Origin of the sequence: Mycobacterium sp. 1164985.4, from assembly GCF_001668575.1 — a bacterium.
Taxonomy (GTDB): Bacteria; Actinomycetota; Actinomycetes; order Mycobacteriales; family Mycobacteriaceae; genus Mycobacterium.
This window is the reverse complement of sequence record NZ_LZMD01000059.1, coordinates 30,599-48,430: the sequence shown is the minus strand read 5'-3', so window position 1 is coordinate 48,430 and position 17,832 is coordinate 30,599. Positions and strand designations below refer to the sequence as shown.

Genomic DNA, 17,832 nt, shown 5'->3' with positions numbered 1-17,832 from the left:
CGGTCTGTCGGCCACCAGCGAGTGGATCGCCGGCGCCGCGCTCGTCGGCTACGGTCTCGCGCTCTTCTTGGCCGCCGCACAGGGTCGCGTCGGCGCGCAACGCGAAACGCAGTAGGGAGTCGGCCCCGAGATCGCCGTCGTCGGCGGTGTCGCGGATCGGGCGGGTTGCTGTGGTCATGGCACCGACACTGCTCAGATCGCGCTGCCAGATCGACGCAGAACGCTGCCAGCTACTGCCAACCGCAGGTCAGCGCCCGAGGGCACTCACGCGTCGCTTCGCGCGGCCACCAGGTTGCCGCGCAAGTCGGCGGCGATCAGCCGGGCGGCCGCGTTCTGCCAGTTGTGCAGCGACCGTTGCGGTACCTCGGTGACGAACCACTGCCAGGCCTGGCGGGCGACGGGATCGAGCCCGGCGGCGGTGGCGTTTTGCGCGTAGGCCCGCACCCCGACGACGTACGGGAAGTACAGCGAGTTGTAGTGGCGCCACTCCTCGGTGGTGCCGAACTCGCCGCCGTCGCGCGGCTTGAGCCGGGCGATGCGCTCGGCCAGCAGCGCCTTGAGTTCGGTCGCGCGTTCCAGCGGCTGATCGGGTGCACCGCGCGCCGCCAACCGCTCGTCGATGATCGGCAATCGGGTCAGCGGGCTGGCGATCAGTTTCGAGAGATCACCGTAGTGGCCCAGCGCGCGGCGGGTCAGCCGGGCGAACGCCTCCTCGTCGACGCCGTCGAGCGGGTTGTCCTTGCGCAGCGGCAGCGCGGCCTCGGTGCTGCGCAGCGCGGCGCGGTCGGCCCGCAGGGTCGGCGACCGCGAGAACGCCAACCTGTCGAGCGCGCCGGCCAACGGGTCGGCCAGCACGTTGATCGCGATCGCGACCGCCAGGCTGGTGAAGAGCAGCACGGTAAGCGCGGTGTCGTGGCCGGTCACGGCCAAGCCGACCAGGGCTTGCCCGCCGAACAACACCGCCACCACCGTCGTCGCCGCGAACGAGCGCAACATGTCGGCGCGCAACGCCTGTCCCTCGTCGAACGCGTCGCCGATCGCGACCGCCACGCCCAGCAGCGCCACGTCGAACCCCGTCGACGCCAGCGCCAGCCAGCTCGGCACCAGACCCAGCGGGATCACCAGGATCGCGTTGCCCAGCGCGAAGAAAAGCGTCGCGATCACCACGAACCCGACCACCGGGCGCGGCTGCGACCGGCGAATCACCGCGTGCGCCAGAGCGCCCAGCGACGACAGAGACACCGCCGCGAACATCACCCAATGGCCGAGCCGCAGTGGGCCGTCGACGGTTCCGGCCATCGCGGCGCCGACGAACGCCGCCGCGGCGACCGCCGCCACCAACCCGAGCTCACCCGCGCGGCCGCGCCAGGTGTCGCGCGGGCGGGACATCTCGAGGAGCACCGCGAACCATGCGATGCCGGGAACGGCGACGAGGTAGACCTCGATGCGGCCGAGCACGTCGGCGCCGCTGATCGTGCGCACGGCGTCCAGCGCCACCACCGCCGCGAAGCTCGTCAACCCGATCGCGGCGAAAACCAGCACGGGTTTTCGGGGGTCGCGGGCCAGCAGATAGAGCCCCAACCACCAGCTGAGCGCGAAGACCACCGCCGACAGCGCAGCCATGTTCTCAGTGTGGCATCACATTCCGTACCGGCGATGGCGGCCGGTGTAATCGCGCAGCGCGCGCAGGAAGTCGACTCGCCGGAACGCGGGCCAGTACGCCTCGGTGAACCACATCTCCGAATACGCGCTCTGCCACAACAGGAAGCCCGATAGCCGCTGCTCTCCCGATGTCCGGATGACCAGGTCGGGGTCGGGCTGTCCGGAGGTGTAGAGGTTCTCCGAGATCGCGTCGATGGTGACGGCCTCGATGAGCTGTTCGCCGGTGCTGCCGTTGGCCAGCTCCTTGGACAGCAGTTGGCGCACGGCGTCGACGATCTCCTGACGGCCGCCGTAACCGACGGCGAGGTTGACATGGAAAGTGTGGGTAGGAGCCTCCGACTGCGTCGACCCGACCGCGTCGCGCAGCCGGCGCGCCGGCTCCTCGCCGATCAGCTCCAGATCGCCGACCGTGCGCACGCTCCAGTGGTTGGCGGGTGCGCAAATCTCCTCGACCACGTCGGTGATGATCTCGATCAGCGGGGACAGCTCGTCGGGGGCGCGCTGCAGATTCTCCGTCGACAGCAGATACACCGTCGCCATCTCGATGCCGATCTCCTGGCACCAGCGCAGCATCTCGGCGATCTTCCTGGCGCCCATCCGGTATCCCACGCTGACGTCGTCGTGGCCAAGGTCACGCGCCCAACGGCGATTGCCGTCGCACAAAACGGCAATATGGCGTGGCAGTTGGGATTTGGCCCGCGCCAGCTCCTGGCGAAGCCGCAACTCGTACAGCCGGTAGGCCGGCTCCTTGAGGCGCGGGGGAATGAGCTCCACGAAGATCCAGACTACTGTGAGGTTCGATAACCCCCATGGCATTAGTGGAGGTGACATGACGCGATCCATCGACGAAACCGATTCCGACAAAGTGCGCGACCCGCAGAGCAGCCCGGAGGACTTCCCGGAAGCCGTCGTCGACGGTGTCGCCAACTTCATCAACAAGCCGCGTGCCCGAGGCTGGATCCACGTCTACGCGGCGGTGATAGCCGCAATCTGCGGCGCCACGCTGGTGTCCGTCTCCTGGTCAGTGCAGTCCACGCGCGCGGGCATCGCGACCCTGATCTACACGCTCACCATCGTGGCGATGTTCAGCGTCAGCGGCGCCTACCACCGGGTCAACTGGAAGTCCCCGACCGCCCGTAAGTGGATGAAGCGACTCGACCACTCGATGATCTTCGTGTTCATCGCGGGCAGCTACACACCGTTCGCCCTGTTGGCCCTGCCGAAGACCGACGGCATGGTGCTGTTCTGGATCGTCTGGGGCGGGGCGATCGCGGGCGTGCTGCTCAAGTGCTTCTGGCCGTCGGCGCCGCGGTGGGTGGGCGTACCGCTCTACATCCTGCTGGGCTGGGTGGCGGCGTGGTTCGTCGGGCCGATCACCCACGGCGCGGGGGTCGCCGCGCTGGTGTTGTTGATCGTCGGCGGCGCGCTCTACAGCATCGGCGGCGTGCTCTACGCGCTCAAGTGGCCCAACCCGTGGCCGACGGTGTTCGGCCACCACGAGTTCTTCCACGCGTGCACCGCGGTGGCGGCCATCTGCCACTACATCGCGATGTGGTTCGCCGTCTTCTAGAGCGTTCCCTACAGCTGGGTGACGTTCTCCGGGGTCCAGTAGGCCTTCATCGAGGCGATCTTGCCCTCGTCGTTGAAGGTCATGACGCTGATGATCTCGATGCGCATCTTGTTGTCGCCGAGGTCGATGGTCAGCGACCAGAAGAACGCCACCTCGCTTCCGAGTGCACGCAGCGTGACGACGTCGGCTTGGGCACCCATCGTGGGCAGCGCGTCGTAGAACCCGCGGATCGCCTTGCGACCGATGTGCACCTCACCGCCGACCGGATCCTCGACGGTGGCGTCGTCGGCGTACAGCTCGGCGATGTCGTCGGCCTTGCCCTGGGCGGCCAACTCGAGGTAGCGGGTGACGGTCTTGGCGTTGTCTTCCGGCGTCGGCATGCGCCGAACGCTACACGGACGCGCCCAGTGCGGCAGCGAGTTCCGGCGCGGTGGTGACCGGCAGATCGCACGTTCTGCCGCGGCACACATAGGCGGCGTCGGCACCGTCGACTTGGTCGCGGTCGGTCAGCAGCTCGGACGAGTTCACCGCACCACCGACGACGACCGCCCCGCCCGGCGCGAGCCGCCGCGCGGCCGACAACAGCTCCGACCGTGCCGGGTCGCACGCCACCGCGATCTGGATGGGCCCGCCCACGGCCGCCTCCGCGACCGCGAGCCAGTGCCCTCCGGAACGCGGCAGCCGGGTCAGTATCGGTGTGGCCGCCGCCAGCGTCGCGTCGGCCGCCGCGGCGTAGCGGTCGGCCCGATCGGCCGGTACCAGGTGCGCCGCGGTGAGCAGTGCCTCGGCGATCAGCGACGCTCCCGAGGGCGTCGCCCCGTCGAGGGGGTCGGCCGGACGGACCATCAACGCCTCGGCGTCGTCGGCGGTGTCGAACCACCGGCCGGGCCGCTGCGGGTCGGCGAAGTGGTCGATCGCGATGTCGAGCAGCGTCGTCGCCGCCTCCAGCCACTGCGCGTCGCCAGTCATCTGGTGAACGGTCAGCAGGCCGGTGGCCAGCGCGCCGTGATCCTCGAGGATTCCGGCGCTGTCGCCCACCACCCCGCCGAGGCTGGCCCGACGGAGCCTGCCGTCCACCATGTGCAGATCCCAGATCGCCTGCGTGCATCGTGTTGCGGCGTCGAGTAATTCGGGCCGGTCGAGTGCGACGGCGGCTTCCGCCAGCGCGGTGATGGCCAACCCGTTCCACGCGGTGACGATCTTGTCGTCGCGGCCCGGTTGGGCCCGGGTGAGCCGGGCCGCCAGAAGCGCCGCTCGCACGCTGGTGAACCGTTCCGGGTCGTCGGGGTCGTGTGGCAACTGCAGCACCGACGCGCCGCGCTCGAAGGTTCCCTCGTCGGTCACCGCGAAAAGTTCTGCGGCCCAACGGCCGTCGTCGCCACCGAGGACCTCGCGCAGCTGCGCAGGAGTGAACACATAGGTCAGCCCCTCCACCCCGTCCGCGTCGGCGTCCAACGACGAGGTGAACATGCCGTCGACGCCGAGCTCGTTGACCATGAACGCGGCAGTCTCGGCGGCGACTCTGTGCGCCAACGGGTTTCCGGTACGCCGCGCCCAGTGGGCGTACACCCGCAACAGCAGGGTGTTGTCATACAGCATCTTCTCGAAGTGCGGGACCACCCAGGCCGCGTCGACGCTGTAGCGCGCGAAACCTCCGGCCAACTGGTCGTAAATGCCGCCGCGGGCCATCGCCGTGCAAGTGCGCTCGACGGTCTCCGCCGGCATGATGTCGCCGGTGCGCTCGTGATTGCGCAACAGTCCCTCGAGCAACGCCGACGGCGGAAACTTCGGAGCGCCCGCGGGATTCGTGGCGAACCCGCCGTGGACCACGTCCTCGTCCTGCAGCGCCGCGGCGACGGCGTGGTCGCAGAGGGCCGGTTGCAGCGGCGGCCCTCCGTCGGGCAGTCCGGCTGCCATCGACCGCAACTCGTCGGTGATCCGGTCGGACGCCTGCTCCACTTCACCGCGGCGGTTGCGCCAGGTGTCGGTCACCGCGGCCAGCAACTGGAGGAAGGTCGGCTTCGGGTAGTAGGTGCCGCAGAAGAACGGCCTGCCGTCCGGGGTGAGGAAGCAGGTCATCGGCCAGCCGCCCTGACCCGTCAGCGCGACGGTCGCGTTCATGTACACCGCGTCGAGGTCGGGCCGCTCCTCGCGGTCGACCTTGATGCAGACGAATGCGTCGTTCATCGCCGCGGCTACCTCGTCGTCGTCGAACGACTCGTGGGCCATGACGTGGCACCAATGGCAGGCCGCATACCCGATCGAGAGCAGGATCGGCACGTCACGATCGGCCGCCTCGGCCAGCGCCTCGGGCGTCCATTCGCGCCAGTGCACGGGGTTCTCGGCGTGCTGGCGCAGATACGGGCTGGTGGCCCGCGAGAGGGTGTTAGCCCCCTGGCTCACGCTTCGTCCCGTCGGGCGGCGCCTCCGATTCGGTCGGCGCCTGCGCCCCATCGGACGGTTCGGCGATCTGCTCCGACTCCGGTGCCTGCACGTCGAACGACTTCGGCACCTTGCGCAGCTGCCGGTTCATCGACCACACCAGCAGGAACGTGCCGATCAGGAGCAGCACGACGACCAGAAGTCCAATCGGGCTGGCCTTTCCGAAGTCGGGTCCGGTGTCCCGTGGCGGGTCCTGGGCCAGCATGCCGACGGCGAGCAGCAGGTTCATCGGTCCTCGATCCCGGCGAAGAGGTCGTCCTCGGGCAGCGATACCGGCACCCGGGAGCGGGCCAGCTCGAACTCTTCGGTGGGCCAGAGCCGTTGCTGCCACTCGATCGGGGCACGGAAGAAGTCCCCGTTGGGGTCGATCTGAGTGGCATGCGCGCGCAACGCGTCGTCGCGCACGGCGAAGTACTTGGCGCACTCGATGCGGGTGGTGACCCGCTTGGCGAAGATGTCGTGGTCGGGGTCCCAGTGCTTGAGCCACTTGTCGAAGGGCCCGACCTCGCCGTGTTTGGCGAACTCGTCCTGCAGCAGTTGCATCCGCTGCCGCAGGAAGCCGTGGGTGTAGTACAGCTTCTGAACGTTCCACGGCTCGCCGGCGTCGGGGAACAAGCGGTGGTCGCCGGCCGCCTCGTAAGCCGCCATCGACACCTGATGGCACCGGATGTGGTCCGGGTGGGGATAGCCGCCGTTCTCGTCGTAGGTGGTCATCACGTGCGGCCGGAACTCGCGGACGACGCGGACCAGCGCCTCTGCCGGTTGCTCGAGCGGGACCACGCCGAGACAGCCTTCGGGCAGCGGTGGCGGCGGGTCGCCTTCGGGCAGGCCGGAGTCGACAAAGCCGAGCCAGTGGTGTTCGACACCGAGGATCTCGGCGGCCTTGGCCATCTCGTCGCGGCGGATCTCGGCCATCCGGCCGTGGACCTCGGGCAGGTCCATGGCGGGGTTGAGGATGTCGCCGCGTTCGCCGCCGGTGAGCGTCACGACCAGCACACGGACGCCCTGGTCCACGTACCGAGCCATCGTGGCGGCGCCCTTGCTGGACTCGTCGTCCGGGTGGGCGTGCACCGCCATCAACCGCAGTTCGCTCAACCTGCTCTGCCTTACCATCGCGCTGTCGTCTCCGGCCATATCAACCCGCGGAGACTTTTCAGTAGTCCCTATAGTTCCAGTTCTGTAGATCTATCCGACCGACGGGCATAGAAAACTAGATGATCGATCGCCCCGCCGCACGCTATGGGCGTCAGCGGCTCTCCGGCGGCCGCCGCCGCTGGATCGTCGTCGGCTTCACACTGCTCGCCCTCGTGGTGGGGGTGGTGATCGCCGTCGTCGCGTTCGACCGGTTCGAAGGCGAGCCCGTCAAGGGTGAGCTGAACGCATACGAACTGATCGATGACCAGACGGTGTCGGTGACGATCAGCGTCACGCGAGAAGACCCGTCCCAACCGGCCGTCTGCATCGTTCGGGCACGCTCCATCGACGGCGCCGAGACGGGGCGCCGCGAGGTGCTGATCCCGCCGTCGACGCAACAGACCGTGCAAGTGACCGCGCCCGTCAAGGCCACCCGCCGGCCCGTCATCGGCGATATCTACGGCTGCGGCGCCGACGTGCCGTCCTATCTCGTGGCGCCTTGAGATCACGCTGATTCGGCGGCTCAGCGAACGGCGAACTGCGAATTTGTGAAAACCGGTTGACCCTTCGGTGCTACCATGGTCGGGTACACGGTTCCTGCTGGAGCCGTGTATTGCTGCATTTGGCTGTGATCGAACGCGCCGATGCGGCAATACACGTCAAGCCCCGGCGCCGTACCACCGGACTTCTTACGCGAGAAGAGCGCGAGAACACGCAATAGACAGGAGCGCGACGACATGACCGATACGCAGGTCACCTGGCTCACGCAGGAGGCATTCGACCGGTTGAAGGCGGAGCTCGACCAGCTGATCGCCAACCGGCCCGTCATCGCCGCTGAAATCAACGACCGTCGCGAAGAGGGCGACCTTCGCGAGAACGGCGGATACCACGCCGCCCGCGAGGAACAGGGCCAACAGGAGGCCCGGATTCGTCAGCTGCAGGAACTGCTCAACAACGCCAAGGTCGGCGAGGCGCCCAAGCAATCCGGCGTCGCGCTGCCCGGCTCGGTCGTCAAGGTGCAGTACGGCGACGACGAGAACGACACCGAGACCTTCCTGATCGCCACCCGCCAGGAGGGCATCAGCGACGGCAAGCTCGAGGTGTACTCGCCGAAGTCGCCGCTGGGCGAGGCGCTCATCGACGCCAAGGTCGGCGATGTGCGCACCTACACGGTGCCCAGCGGCAGCACGGTCAAGGTGAAGCTGCTCGAGGCCGAGCCCTACCACGCCTGACCGAGTCCTCCGGCTGAATTCGGGTCCGGGTGCGGGTGCGGTTTAGCATCCGCTCATGGCGCAGATCGCCGAGGACCTGTTCCTGCTGCTGCTCGACAACGCGTCCGCGCAGCCCGCTCTCGATCGTGCGCGCCGGGAGCGGGTACTGGCCGCGGCGGTGCTGCTCGACCTGGCCCTGGCGTGCCGGGTGCGGCCCTCGGTCGACGGCGAGGCGGTCGAACCGGGCCACCTGATCGCGTTGTCGGTGCCGGGCCCGACGGATCCGGTGACCGAGCCGGCGTTCCAGCTGTTGCAACGCCGCCCGCTGCGGCCGCGGACAGCGGTCAAGCGGCTGGCCAAACACACAGAAGGACAGCTCGCCGGCCACCTGGAGCGAACCGGCCAGATCCGCCGTGTCCCATTGCCGGACAAGCGGTTCGGCCACGAGTTCGCCTGGCCGCTGACCAATCGCAACCGTGCGGGACAGGCTCGTTCGGCGCTGTTGTCGGCGCTGTTCGATCGCAGCCCGCCAACGCCGTCCACGGCGGCGATCATCTCACTGCTGCACGCGATCGACGGTCTGGGCGCACTGCTGAGCCTCAACGACCGCGGGTGGCGGTGGGTGCACGCGCGCGCCGGCGAGATCGCGCTCGGCAGTTGGGTCGACGAGTCCCCGACGGCGCTGCCCGAGGTGAACCTCGCGGTCACGGCCTCGGCGCTGCGTCCGGCGCTTCGCAGCGGCTAGCTCAACGCCTGTTCGAGGTCGGCCAGCAGATCCGCGACGTCTTCGATGCCGACCGACAGCCGCACCAGGTCTTCGGGGACCTCCAGTTGGGAACCGGCCGTCGACGCATGGGTCATCGCGCCGGGGTGCTCGATCAGCGACTCGACGCCACCCAGCGACTCGGCTAGGATGAAAACCTCTGTGCGCGAACAAAATTTGCGTGCGGCCTCCGCTCCTCCGCGCAGCCGTACGGAGATCATGCCGCCGAACCCGGTCATCTGCCTGGCCGCGACCTCGTGGCCAGGATGACCGGGGAGGCCGGGATAGAGGACGGTTTCGATCGCGGGATGTCCGTCGAGGAACTCCGCGATGACGGCCGCGTTGTCGCTGTGCCGCTGCATGCGGACCACCAGGGTCTTGAGGCCGCGCAGCGTGAGGTAGGCGTCGAACGGGCCCGGCACCGCACCCGCACCGTTCTGCAGGAACGCGAATGCGGCGTCGAGTTCCTCGCTGTTGGTGAGCAGTGCACCGCCCACCACGTCGGAGTGCCCGCCGATGTACTTGGTGGTGGAGTGCAGCACGATGTCGGCGCCCAGCAGCAGCGGCTGCTGCAGCGCGGGTGAGGCGAACGTGTTGTCCACCAACACTTTCACGTTCGACGCCGCACCGATTTGCGCGATCGCGCTGATGTCGGCGATCGAGAGCAGCGGGTTGGTGGGCGTCTCCACCAGGATCAGCCGGGTGTCCGGCGTGACCGCTGCGCGCACGGCGTCGAGATCGGCAAGCGAGACGGCCGTGTAGCCGATGCCCCAATTGGTGAACACCTTGTCGATCAGCCGGAACGTCCCGCCGTACGCGTCGTCGGGCATCACGACGTGATCACCCGGCCGCAGGATCGCCCGCAGCGCGCAGTCCGTGGCGGCCATGCCCGACGAGAACGCCCGACCGTAGGCGGCTGATTCCACCGCGGCGAGCGAGGTCTCCAGCGCCGCCCGGGTGGGGTTGCCGGTCCTGGCGTACTCGTAGCCGCCGCGCAGCCCGCCGACGCCGTCCTGCGCGAACGTCGAGCTGGCGTAGATCGGGGCGTTGACGGCGCCGGTGGTCAGGTCGGGCCGGACGGCGTGGATGGCCGTCGTCGAAAGGCCGCGAGTGGACAGACCGTGCGTTTGCTTCTCAGACATCACCGCTCAGCCTAGCCACGACTGTGGGGCGCGCCGACCGGGTAGACATGTCCCATGAGCTCTGCGACCCGCCTCGAGGACATGCTCGAGCTGGACTCCCTGCTGTCACCGGAAGACATCGAGCTGCGCCAGACCGTGCGCCGGTTCGGCGAGCAACGGTTGAGGCCGTTCATCGCCGAATGGTTCGAGACCGGTCAGGTCCCGGTCCGCGAACTGGCCGCGGACTTCGGCAAGCTCGGCCTGCTCGGCATGCACCTGACCGGGTACGGCTGCGGCGGTTCGACCGCGACGGCATACGGCCTGGTGTGCCAGGAACTCGAGGCCGTCGACAGCGGGCTGCGCAGCCTGGTCTCGGTGCAGGGCTCGCTGGCGATGTTCGCGATCCACCGCTGGGGCAGCGAGGAGCAGCGCAACCAGTGGCTGCCCGCGATGGCGGCGGGCGAGGCGATCGGGTGCTTCGGGCTGACCGAACCCGACTTCGGCTCCAATCCGGGTGGCATGCGCACGAACGCCAAGCGCGACGGGTCCGACTGGATCCTCAACGGTTCGAAGATGTGGATCACCAACGGCTCGGTCGCCGACGTGGCGGTCGTGTGGGCCCAGACCGATGACGGGGTGGCCGGCTTTCTGGTGCCCGCCGGCACGCCCGGTTTCCAGGCCAACGACATGACGCACAAGCTGTCGCTACGGGCCTCGGTGACCTCGGAGCTGCACCTCGACGATGTCCGGCTCCCAGCCGACGCGAAACTGCCCGAGGCGCGCGGGTTGTCCGGGCCACTCAGTTGCCTGTCGGAGGCCCGGTTCGGGATCGTGTTCGGCAGCGTCGGCGCGGCCAGGGACTGCCTCCAGGCCGCGCTGGACTACGTCGGCACCCGCGAGGTGTTCGACAAACCGCTGTCGGCCTACCAGCTGACCCAGGCCAAGATCGCCGACATGGCAGTCGAACTCGGCAAGGCTCAACTGCTGGCCCTTCACCTCGGCAGGCTCAAGGACGAGGGCCGGATCAAGCCCGAGCAGGTCAGCTTCGGGAAGCTCAACAACGTCCGCGAAGCCATCCAGATCGCCCGGCAGTGCCGAACTATGCTGGGCGCCAACGGAATCACCCTGGAGTACCCGGTCATCCGGCACGCGAACAACCTGGAGTCGGTGCTGACCTACGAGGGCACGTCGGAGGTGCACCAGTTGGTCATCGGAGAGGCGTTGACCGGTGTCAGCGCCTTCCGATGAACCGTCCTACTGCTGCGGAACCTGCGGCGGCGGGCCCGGCGGCAGGGGTTGCGGGTTCAGTTCGGCGACCTGACCACCGCTGAGCTTGCGGTACGCGTAGACCTCGATCAGCGCACTCAGCGGAAGTGCGACGAGCAGGCCCACACCGCAGAGCAACGCGCCGACGAGCGTGACCGCGACGACCACGAGGAACGTCACCAGCACCTGACCGAAGTTGTTCTTCGCGATGTCGAAGCTGGTCTTGATGGCATCGATCGGCGACAGGTTTCGGTCCAGCAGGGCGATCACGGTGAACATCGTGAAGATGGCCACGATGAACCCTGGGATGAAGCACAACGCGAAGCCGATCGAGGTCAGCAACCCGACGATCACGCTCGCGATGATGACGGCACCTACGTTGCGCGGCTTGAAGAACGACCCGATGGTCACCGGTTCGCCGTTGGCGACGCCCAATATGCCGTTGTAGTAGGCGGATTGGATGATTCCGCCGACCACCAGGAGGACTAGCCAACCGACAATGGTGACTGCGAGGCTAGCAGGACCCGATATGTTGAATGAGAAGAGAAAGCCATCGTCATCAGTAGAATAACTGGTTGATTCGGGTTCTACGACAGCCGACAGCACGCCGAAGAGCACCTGCAGCAGTGAGACGATGACACCGTAGACCAGCGTCGGGACGATCAGCGCCGCAGCGTTGGAGGTGAACTTGCCCCACGCCCACGAGAACGCGTCGCCCACGCTGTACTGCTGTGCCCCAGGGAATCCCGGCCCACCCGGCGGCGGGTAACCACCGGCCGGCGGGTAACCGCCCGGCGCGGCCGGCGGGTAACCGCCCGGCGCGGCCGGCGGGTAACCGGCTCCCTGTGGCGGTGGTGGATATCCGCCCGGCGGCGGTGGCGGCGGATAACCCCCCGGCGGAGGCGGCGGTGGCGGGTTGTCTCCCGGCGGAGGGGGCGGTTGATCAGTCATGTGACCTTCCCGGTTGACTACAGCGGTAAGCAGACGGTGCCGATGAGTTTATCCGCAATAGTCTGCCGTTTGGCGTCCCACAGCGGGAACAGATACCCGACGTAACAGATCGCGGCGTCGATGATGTGCGCCAGCTGACGTACCACCGACATCCCGAAACCTATTGGTTGGCCGATTTTTTCGCCGACAACCTTAAATTTCAACATGGACTTGCCGATGCTCGATCCGGTGGTGCCCTGGCGGTAGCCGTAGTTCCAGATCACGTACGCCAGAACGAGTATCGATGTGATCGTAACCGCGAGCTGGCCGACCGTAGAGGCGCCCGTCGCGCAGAACTCGCCGAGCTCGTACTCGGAAACATCGGTGATGCAAGCCGTTTCTCGAGTGCCGAGCAGCAACGCGTAGCCGATACCCCACAGGATGAAGATCGGGATCGAGTCGATCAGCCAGGCCAGTACGCGGGTGAACCACGACGTGTAAGCCTCTTTCGGCAGCGCTTGAACCGGTTGTGCCGGAGGTGGATAACCCGTCGCCGTCGGCGGGGTGCCGTCACCCTGCGGCGGTGGCGGATAACCACCTGGCGGCGGGGGCGGATAGTCTCCGGGGGGTTGCGGCTGATCGGTCATCGGACGACTCCAGTCTGCTTCTTAGCTGGGATCAAGCGTGCTTACACTACCGGAGAAGCGCCCTTGTGCAGGGATTTCTGCGCGGAATGCGGACGTCCGGAGCCGCCGTGTGCCGGGGTCTTTTCCAGGTCCCGGCAGCGCGATGACAGTGAGGCGCTAGCGAACCCGGCGCTTACTGCCCTCCGACAGGAAACCGAGCAGGTCGTGACGGGTCAGCACGCCGACCGGCTTGCCTTCCTCGACAACCATCACGGCGTCGCACTCGCGAAGCTCTTTCGCCGCGGCGCTGACGGTTTCGCCCGCACCGATGAGCGGTAGCGGCGGGCTCATGTGGTCGGCCACCGCGTCGGCGAGCTTGGCGCGGCCCTCGAACACGGCCGAAAGCAGTTCGCGCTCGGACACGCTGCCCGCGACCTCTCCCGCCATCACCGGCGGTTCGGCACCGACGACGGGCATCTGCGAGACGCCGTATTCGCGAAGGATTCCGATCGCGTCGCGCACCGTTTCCGACGGGTGCGTGTGCACTAGGTCAGGCAACGCACCCGACTTTCCACGCAACACGTCGCCAACCGTCGACTCCTCCACCGAGCCGTCCAGCCGACTGCGCAGGAACCCGTACGAGGACATCCAGTCGTCGTCGAAAATCTTTGACAGGTACCCTCTTCCGCCGTCGGGCAGAAGAACGACGACGAGCGCGTCGGGCCCGGCCTGCTCGGCCACTTTGATAGCGGCGACGACGGCCATACCGCACGACCCGCCGACGAGCAACGCCTCCTCGCGCGCCAGCCGGCGCGTCATCTCGAACGAATCGGCGTCCGAGACCGCGATGATCTCGTCGGGTACCGCGGGGTCGTAGGCCTTGGGCCAGAAGTCCTCGCCGACGCCCTCGACAAGGTACGGCCTGCCGGAGCCGCCGGAGTACACCGATCCCTCCGGATCGGCGCCGATGATCCGGACCTTGCCTCCGGACACATCCTTCAGGTAGCGGCCGGCGCCGGTGATGGTGCCGCCGGTGCCCACGCCCGCGACGAAATGGGTGACCTTGCCGTCGGTGTCGGCCCAGATCTCGGGGCCGGTCGTCTCGTAGTGCGATTCGGGACCCATCGGGTTGGAGTACTGATCGGGTTTCCACGCCCCGTCGATCTCTTCCACCAGCCGGTCGGAAACGCTGTAGTAGCTGTCGGGATGGTCCGGCGGCACCGCCGTCGGGCAGACGACCACGTCGGCGCCGTAGGCGCGCAGCACGTTCCGCTTGTCCTCGCTGACCTTGTCGGGGCAGACGAAGATGCACTTGTATCCGCGCTGCTGGGCGACGAGGGCCAACCCGACGCCGGTGTTCCCCGACGTCGGTTCGACGATCGTGCCGCCGGGCCGCAGCTCACCGCTGGCCTCCGCGGCGTCGATCATCTTGATGGCGATGCGGTCCTTGGAGCTGCCGCCCGGATTGAGGTACTCGATCTTCGCCGCGACCGTGCCCGCTCCGTGGGGGACAACGGAGTTCAGCTGTACCAGGGGGGTGTTGCCGATGAGCTCACTGACGTGCCGGGCGATCCGCATGACTCCATCGTGTCAGGCGGCTTTCCCCGTCACCAGCTGGGTTACCAGGTGGCCTCTCGGATGTAGTCGCCGATCTGACGCAGTGAGCGTTTGGCCTCGGGCACGATCGGCGCCGCGATCTGGAATACGTGCATCTGCCCTGGCCAGACACGGACCTCGACCGGTACACCAGCGGCGGCCAGCCGCCGCGCGGCCTTGCGGGCGTCGCTGACCAGCACCTCTGACCCTGAGACGTGGATCAGCGTCCGGGGCAGCCCGGGCTCGATGTGGTCGAGCGGCTCGTAGACCTCTTCGGCCGGGCCGTCCTTGCTGCTCCGCTTCGCGGCGTCTTCGATCAGGTCGACCAGCGCGTAGAACGCCCGCGGCGGGAACATCGCGTCGGTGCGGATGTTCGGGTGGTTGGCGCGGGCCTCGTTGTCGATCTCGAACAGCGGGGACATCGTCACCATCGCGGCGGGCACCTCACCCTCGAGGCCTTCGCGCTGCAGGCGTTCGGACAGCGCGAGCGCCAGGTAGCCGCCCGCCGAGTCGCCGGCCAGCACGACCTGCTCGGGTTCGTATCCCTGCATTCGCAGCCATTGGTAGGCGTCGTAGCAGTCGTCGATGGCCATGCCGACGGAGTGCTTCGGGATCATCCGGTAGTTGACGACCAGCACCGGGCAGTCGGCGTAGCCCGACAGCGCCTGGACCAGTCGGCCGTGCGAGTTGACGCCGCAGGTCAGGAAGGCCCCGCCGTGCATGTAGAGGATGACGCCGCGTTTGCCGTCCGCGGGCAGCACGCCGGGAGCCCGGACAAGTTGCGCGGTGCAGTTCGGCAAAGAGATCGTGGCGCGCACGGTGCCTGGTGCGGGCCGCGCGATACGCGAGACGAAATCGACCAGACCCCAGGGCCAAGGCAGTCGCGGCGCGTAGCTGCCGATAGCTAACGTTGGTCTCACCGTTAGCAGGGCCGCGAGGGATGCCAGGCGGCCACCAAGGCTTGGACCGTCTTCGACAACTTCTACCGGCGCGCCGTCGCTGACCGGGAATTTGCGCGGTTTGCGCGCGTGAACAGGCGGTACTCCTGGCCGGCGAATAGGGCCAATCTTGCTCGGTGCGGTCATGACAACCACCCCCTCCGACGTTTCAAGCCGGTAGTGCTGAGTACGCCTAATTTTCTGGACGTGACTCGCGCCTTAGCTTGACACCATACGTTGATTTCAACAATCAGCGAGTCATATTCGATACCGGAGTTGATACCGCAATGTGACCCCCTGCCGCTTCTCGCCACGCGGGTAGCCCGAGAAAACCCCCTTAAACTTGCTTGCGTGGGCACACCGCGACGGACGACCACCATCGCGTTTGCGGCCGTGGCCACTATCGGGTCCGCTTACGTCTGTGCGCGCAACCTGCTGATCGGGCAGGCCGATCAGGCGCGACGCGTCATCCCTCAGGCGTGGGACATGCCGCCGCGGGCCGACGGCGTGTATTCACCCGGCGGGGGTCCCGTCGAGCGGTGGCATCGTGACGTGCCGTTCGACCTGCACCTGATGGTGTTCGGCGACTCCACCGCCACCGGTTACGGCGCCAGCACCGCCGAAGAGGTGCCCGGGGTCCTGCTCGCACGGGGGCTGGCCGAGGTCTCGGGGAAACGGATCCGGCTGGGCACCAAGGCGATTGTCGGGGCGACATCGAAGGGATTGGCGGGCCAGATCGACGCGATGTTCGTCGCAGGACCACCGCCCGACGCGGCGGTGATCATGATCGGCGCCAACGACATCACCCGGCCCAACGGCATCCGGCCGTCGGCGCACCGACTGGGAAAGGCGGTGCGGCGGTTACGCGCTGCGGGCGCCGTCGTCGTGGTCGGGACCTGCCCGGACTTCGGCGTCATCACCGCGATACCGCAACCCCTGCGCGCGATCACCCGCAGCCGCGGCCTGCAGCTGGCGCGCGTCCAGACGTCTGCCGTGCGAGCCGAGGGCGGCGTTCCCGTGCCGCTGGCCGACTTGCTGGCGCCCCACTTCCGGTCCACCCCCGACGTGCTGTTCTCGCCCGACATGTTCCATCCGTCCGGCGCGGGATATGCGCTCGCCGCCCAGCAACTGCTGCCCGCTCTGTGTAATGCGTTGAGCGACTGGCTCGGTGGTGTGGCGCCGGAGTTGCCGTGGCGGACGCGCTCGGGCGAAGGCTTCGCCCTGCTGGCCCGGGTCGGCGGGCTGAGCAGGCTGTGGCGCCGCTCGACTGGGGTCCCCGCACCCATCGTGGCGTCGGCGAGCTAGGTTCTCCTCATAGCCACCGATGCGAGGAGACACCATGCCTGAAGCCGTCATTGTCGCGACCGCGCGGTCGCCGATCGGCCGCGCCGCGAAGGGTTCACTTGTCGACATCCGGCCCGACGACCTGGCCGCGCAGATGGTGCGCGCGGCGCTGGACAAAGTGCCCGCGCTGGATCCGCGCGAGATCGACGACCTGATCATGGGCTGCGGGCAGCCCGCAGGCGAGGCCGGTTTCAACATCGGCAGAGCGGTCGCCGTCCAGCTCGGTTACGACTTCCTGCCCGGGACGACGGTGAATCGCTACTGCTCGTCGTCGCTGCAGACCACCCGGATGGCGTTCCACGCGATCAAGGCCGGTGAGGGGCACGCGTTCATATCGGCTGGCGTGGAGACGGTTTCGCGGTTCCCGAAGGGCACGGCCGACGGCTGGCCGGACAGCAAGAACCCGTTGTTCGCCGACGCCATGGCCCGCTCGGACCAGGCGGCCGCGGGCGCCGAGGAGTGGCACGACCCGCGTGAGGACGGCGTGCTGCCTGATGTGTACATCGCGATGGGCCAGACCGCGGAGAACGTCGCGCTGCACACCGGCATCAGCCGCGAGGACCAGGACCACTGGGGTGTCCGGTCGCAGAACCGCGCCGAGGAGGCCATCAAGAACGGCTTCTTCGAGCGCGAGATCGTCCCGGTGACCCTGCCCGACGGCACCGTGGTGTCCAAGGACGACGGTCCGCGTGCGGGCACCACCTACGAGAAGATCAGCCAACTCAAGCCGGTGTTCCGGCCGAACGGCACCATCACCGCCGGCAACGCGTGCCCGTTGAACGACGGTGCCGCGGCGGTGGTGATCATGTCGGACACCAAGGCTCGCGAACTGGGCCTCACGCCGCTGGCGCGCGTCGTCTCGACGGGCGTGAGCGGGTTGTCGCCGGAGATCATGGGGCTGGGCCCGATCGAGGCGACGAAGAAGGCGCTCGCCAACGCCGGGATGTCGATCGGCGATATCGACCTCTACGAGATCAACGAGGCGTTCGCGGTCCAGGTGCTCGGCTCGGCGCGCGAACTCGGAATGGACGAGGACAAGCTCAACGTCTCGGGCGGCGCGATCGCGCTGGGCCATCCGTTCGGCATGACCGGTGCACGGATCACAGCCACGCTGCTGAACAACCTGACGACCTACGACAAGACGTTCGGTCTCGAGACGATGTGCGTCGGCGGCGGCCAGGGCATGGCGATGGTGCTCGAGCGCCTCTCCTAGCTCTTTTTGGCGCTAG

At 67.8% G+C, this 17,832-nt stretch carries 18 protein-coding genes; 7 read left to right on the top strand and 11 right to left on the bottom strand.

The features are described 5' to 3' along the window. Positions 1 to 264: 264 nt before the first annotated feature. Positions 265 to 1,623 carry a hypothetical protein gene (locus tag A5650_RS10535; protein ID WP_067290168.1) on the bottom strand — a complete coding sequence of 453 codons (1,359 nt, stop codon included), beginning with the start codon at positions 1,621 to 1,623 and terminating at the stop codon, positions 265 to 267. 15 nt (positions 1,624 to 1,638) lie between these two features. Continuing rightward, positions 1,639 to 2,436 (bottom strand): (2Z,6E)-farnesyl diphosphate synthase, encoded by a 798-nt coding sequence (locus A5650_RS10530; RefSeq protein WP_067290164.1) that lies wholly within the window; start codon positions 2,434 to 2,436, stop codon positions 1,639 to 1,641. A gap of 55 nt (positions 2,437 to 2,491) precedes the next feature. Here A5650_RS10530 and trhA point away from each other — a divergent pair, with 55 nt between their 5' ends. Further along, positions 2,492 to 3,232 (top strand): PAQR family membrane homeostasis protein TrhA, encoded by a 741-nt coding sequence (gene trhA / locus A5650_RS10525; protein ID WP_067290162.1) that lies wholly within the window; start codon positions 2,492 to 2,494, stop codon positions 3,230 to 3,232. Positions 3,233 to 3,240: 8 nt separating this feature from the next. Here trhA and A5650_RS10520 read toward each other — a convergent pair whose 3' ends face one another. Genes A5650_RS10520 through mca form a run of 4 tightly spaced genes read right to left on the bottom strand, consistent with a single transcriptional unit; the run spans position 3,241 to position 6,769 of the window. After that, complete coding sequence (locus A5650_RS10520; RefSeq protein ID WP_067290160.1) at positions 3,241 to 3,612, bottom strand: nuclear transport factor 2 family protein; 372 nt, start codon at positions 3,610 to 3,612, stop codon at positions 3,241 to 3,243. A gap of 10 nt (positions 3,613 to 3,622) precedes the next feature. Beyond that, a complete protein-coding gene (locus A5650_RS10515; protein WP_067290156.1) occupies positions 3,623 to 5,635 on the bottom strand; it encodes a thioredoxin domain-containing protein in 2,013 nt (670 codons plus the stop codon). Then, the gene (locus A5650_RS10510) at positions 5,619 to 5,903 is read right to left on the bottom strand and encodes a hypothetical protein (protein WP_067290153.1); all 285 of its coding nucleotides are present in this window, start codon (positions 5,901 to 5,903) and stop codon (positions 5,619 to 5,621) included. The genes A5650_RS10515 and A5650_RS10510 overlap by 17 nt, the downstream gene beginning before the upstream one ends. Beyond that, on the bottom strand, positions 5,900 to 6,769 hold the full coding sequence (mca, locus tag A5650_RS10505) for a mycothiol conjugate amidase Mca (protein WP_067290225.1): 870 nt from the start codon (positions 6,767 to 6,769) through the stop codon (positions 5,900 to 5,902). The genes A5650_RS10510 and mca overlap by 4 nt, the downstream gene beginning before the upstream one ends. A 119-nt stretch (positions 6,770 to 6,888) precedes the next feature. Here mca and A5650_RS10500 point away from each other — a divergent pair, with 119 nt between their 5' ends. The 3 genes from A5650_RS10500 to A5650_RS10490 all read left to right on the top strand — a co-directional run bounded on the left by A5650_RS10500 (position 6,889) and on the right by A5650_RS10490 (position 8,764). Continuing rightward, on the top strand, positions 6,889 to 7,311 hold the full coding sequence (locus tag A5650_RS10500; RefSeq protein WP_067290150.1) for a DUF4307 domain-containing protein: 423 nt from the start codon (positions 6,889 to 6,891) through the stop codon (positions 7,309 to 7,311). A 234-nt stretch (positions 7,312 to 7,545) separates the two neighbouring features. Beyond that, complete coding sequence (gene greA / locus A5650_RS10495) at positions 7,546 to 8,040, top strand: transcription elongation factor GreA (RefSeq protein ID WP_067290146.1); 495 nt, start codon at positions 7,546 to 7,548, stop codon at positions 8,038 to 8,040. Between the two features lie 55 nt (positions 8,041 to 8,095). Beyond that, on the top strand, positions 8,096 to 8,764 hold the full coding sequence (locus A5650_RS10490) for a GOLPH3/VPS74 family protein (protein WP_067290141.1): 669 nt from the start codon (positions 8,096 to 8,098) through the stop codon (positions 8,762 to 8,764). On the opposite strand, the gene A5650_RS10485 is transcribed toward A5650_RS10490, so the two are convergent. Continuing rightward, positions 8,761 to 9,924, bottom strand: a complete 1,164-nt coding sequence (locus A5650_RS10485) for a cystathionine gamma-synthase (RefSeq protein WP_067290140.1) — start codon at positions 9,922 to 9,924, stop codon at positions 8,761 to 8,763. The genes A5650_RS10490 and A5650_RS10485 overlap by 4 nt on opposite strands. A 54-nt stretch (positions 9,925 to 9,978) precedes the next feature. Between A5650_RS10485 and A5650_RS10480 the strand changes: the two genes are divergently transcribed. After that, a complete protein-coding gene (locus A5650_RS10480; RefSeq protein WP_156744082.1) occupies positions 9,979 to 11,151 on the top strand; it encodes an acyl-CoA dehydrogenase family protein in 1,173 nt (390 codons plus the stop codon). A gap of 6 nt (positions 11,152 to 11,157) precedes the next feature. Here A5650_RS10480 and A5650_RS10475 read toward each other — a convergent pair whose 3' ends face one another. The 4 genes from A5650_RS10475 to A5650_RS10460 form a co-directional block, all read right to left on the bottom strand. After that, positions 11,158 to 12,120: a DUF2189 domain-containing protein gene (locus tag A5650_RS10475; protein ID WP_156744081.1), complete on the bottom strand. Its 963-nt coding sequence runs from the start codon at positions 12,118 to 12,120 to the stop codon at positions 11,158 to 11,160. Between the two features lie 17 nt (positions 12,121 to 12,137). Further along, the gene (locus A5650_RS10470) at positions 12,138 to 12,746 is read right to left on the bottom strand and encodes an RDD family protein (RefSeq protein WP_067290133.1); all 609 of its coding nucleotides are present in this window, start codon (positions 12,744 to 12,746) and stop codon (positions 12,138 to 12,140) included. Positions 12,747 to 12,902: 156 nt separating this feature from the next. Beyond that, entirely contained in the window at positions 12,903 to 14,303 is a 1,401-nt protein-coding gene (locus tag A5650_RS10465) for a cystathionine beta-synthase (protein WP_067290130.1), read from the bottom strand. 41 nt (positions 14,304 to 14,344) lie between these two features. After that, positions 14,345 to 15,406, bottom strand: coding sequence for an alpha/beta hydrolase (locus A5650_RS10460; protein ID WP_067290126.1), 1,062 nt, complete (start codon positions 15,404 to 15,406; stop codon positions 14,345 to 14,347). A 204-nt stretch (positions 15,407 to 15,610) separates the two neighbouring features. Here A5650_RS10460 and A5650_RS10455 point away from each other — a divergent pair, with 204 nt between their 5' ends. Beyond that, on the top strand, positions 15,611 to 16,564 hold the full coding sequence (locus tag A5650_RS10455) for an SGNH/GDSL hydrolase family protein (protein WP_067290123.1): 954 nt from the start codon (positions 15,611 to 15,613) through the stop codon (positions 16,562 to 16,564). 34 nt (positions 16,565 to 16,598) lie between these two features. Continuing rightward, positions 16,599 to 17,816, top strand: coding sequence for an acetyl-CoA C-acetyltransferase (locus tag A5650_RS10450; RefSeq protein WP_067290119.1), 1,218 nt, complete (start codon positions 16,599 to 16,601; stop codon positions 17,814 to 17,816). Positions 17,817 to 17,832 lie beyond the last annotated feature (16 nt).

Coding starts and splice junctions, on each gene's coding strand:
- A5650_RS10535 (WP_067290168.1), bottom strand. CDS start 1,623: ATGGCTGCGCTGTCGGCGGTGGTCTTCGCGCTCAGCTGGTGGTTGGGG.
- trhA (WP_067290162.1), top strand. CDS start 2,492: ATGACGCGATCCATCGACGAAACCGATTCCGACAAAGTGCGCGACCCG.
- A5650_RS10485 (WP_067290140.1), bottom strand. CDS start 9,924: ATGTCTGAGAAGCAAACGCACGGTCTGTCCACTCGCGGCCTTTCGACG.
- A5650_RS10480 (WP_156744082.1), top strand. CDS start 9,979: ATGAGCTCTGCGACCCGCCTCGAGGACATGCTCGAGCTGGACTCCCTG.
- A5650_RS10510 (WP_067290153.1), bottom strand. CDS start 5,903: ATGAACCTGCTGCTCGCCGTCGGCATGCTGGCCCAGGACCCGCCACGG.
- A5650_RS10465 (WP_067290130.1), bottom strand. CDS start 14,303: ATGCGGATCGCCCGGCACGTCAGTGAGCTCATCGGCAACACCCCCCTG.
- A5650_RS10470 (WP_067290133.1), bottom strand. CDS start 12,746: ATGACCGATCAGCCGCAACCCCCCGGAGACTATCCGCCCCCGCCGCCA.
- greA (WP_067290146.1), top strand. CDS start 7,546: ATGACCGATACGCAGGTCACCTGGCTCACGCAGGAGGCATTCGACCGG.
- A5650_RS10520 (WP_067290160.1), bottom strand. CDS start 3,612: ATGCCGACGCCGGAAGACAACGCCAAGACCGTCACCCGCTACCTCGAG.
- A5650_RS10450 (WP_067290119.1), top strand. CDS start 16,599: ATGCCTGAAGCCGTCATTGTCGCGACCGCGCGGTCGCCGATCGGCCGC.
- A5650_RS10500 (WP_067290150.1), top strand. CDS start 6,889: ATGATCGATCGCCCCGCCGCACGCTATGGGCGTCAGCGGCTCTCCGGC.
- A5650_RS10460 (WP_067290126.1), bottom strand. CDS start 15,406: ATGACCGCACCGAGCAAGATTGGCCCTATTCGCCGGCCAGGAGTACCG.
- A5650_RS10475 (WP_156744081.1), bottom strand. CDS start 12,120: ATGACTGATCAACCGCCCCCTCCGCCGGGAGACAACCCGCCACCGCCG.
- A5650_RS10490 (WP_067290141.1), top strand. CDS start 8,096: ATGGCGCAGATCGCCGAGGACCTGTTCCTGCTGCTGCTCGACAACGCG.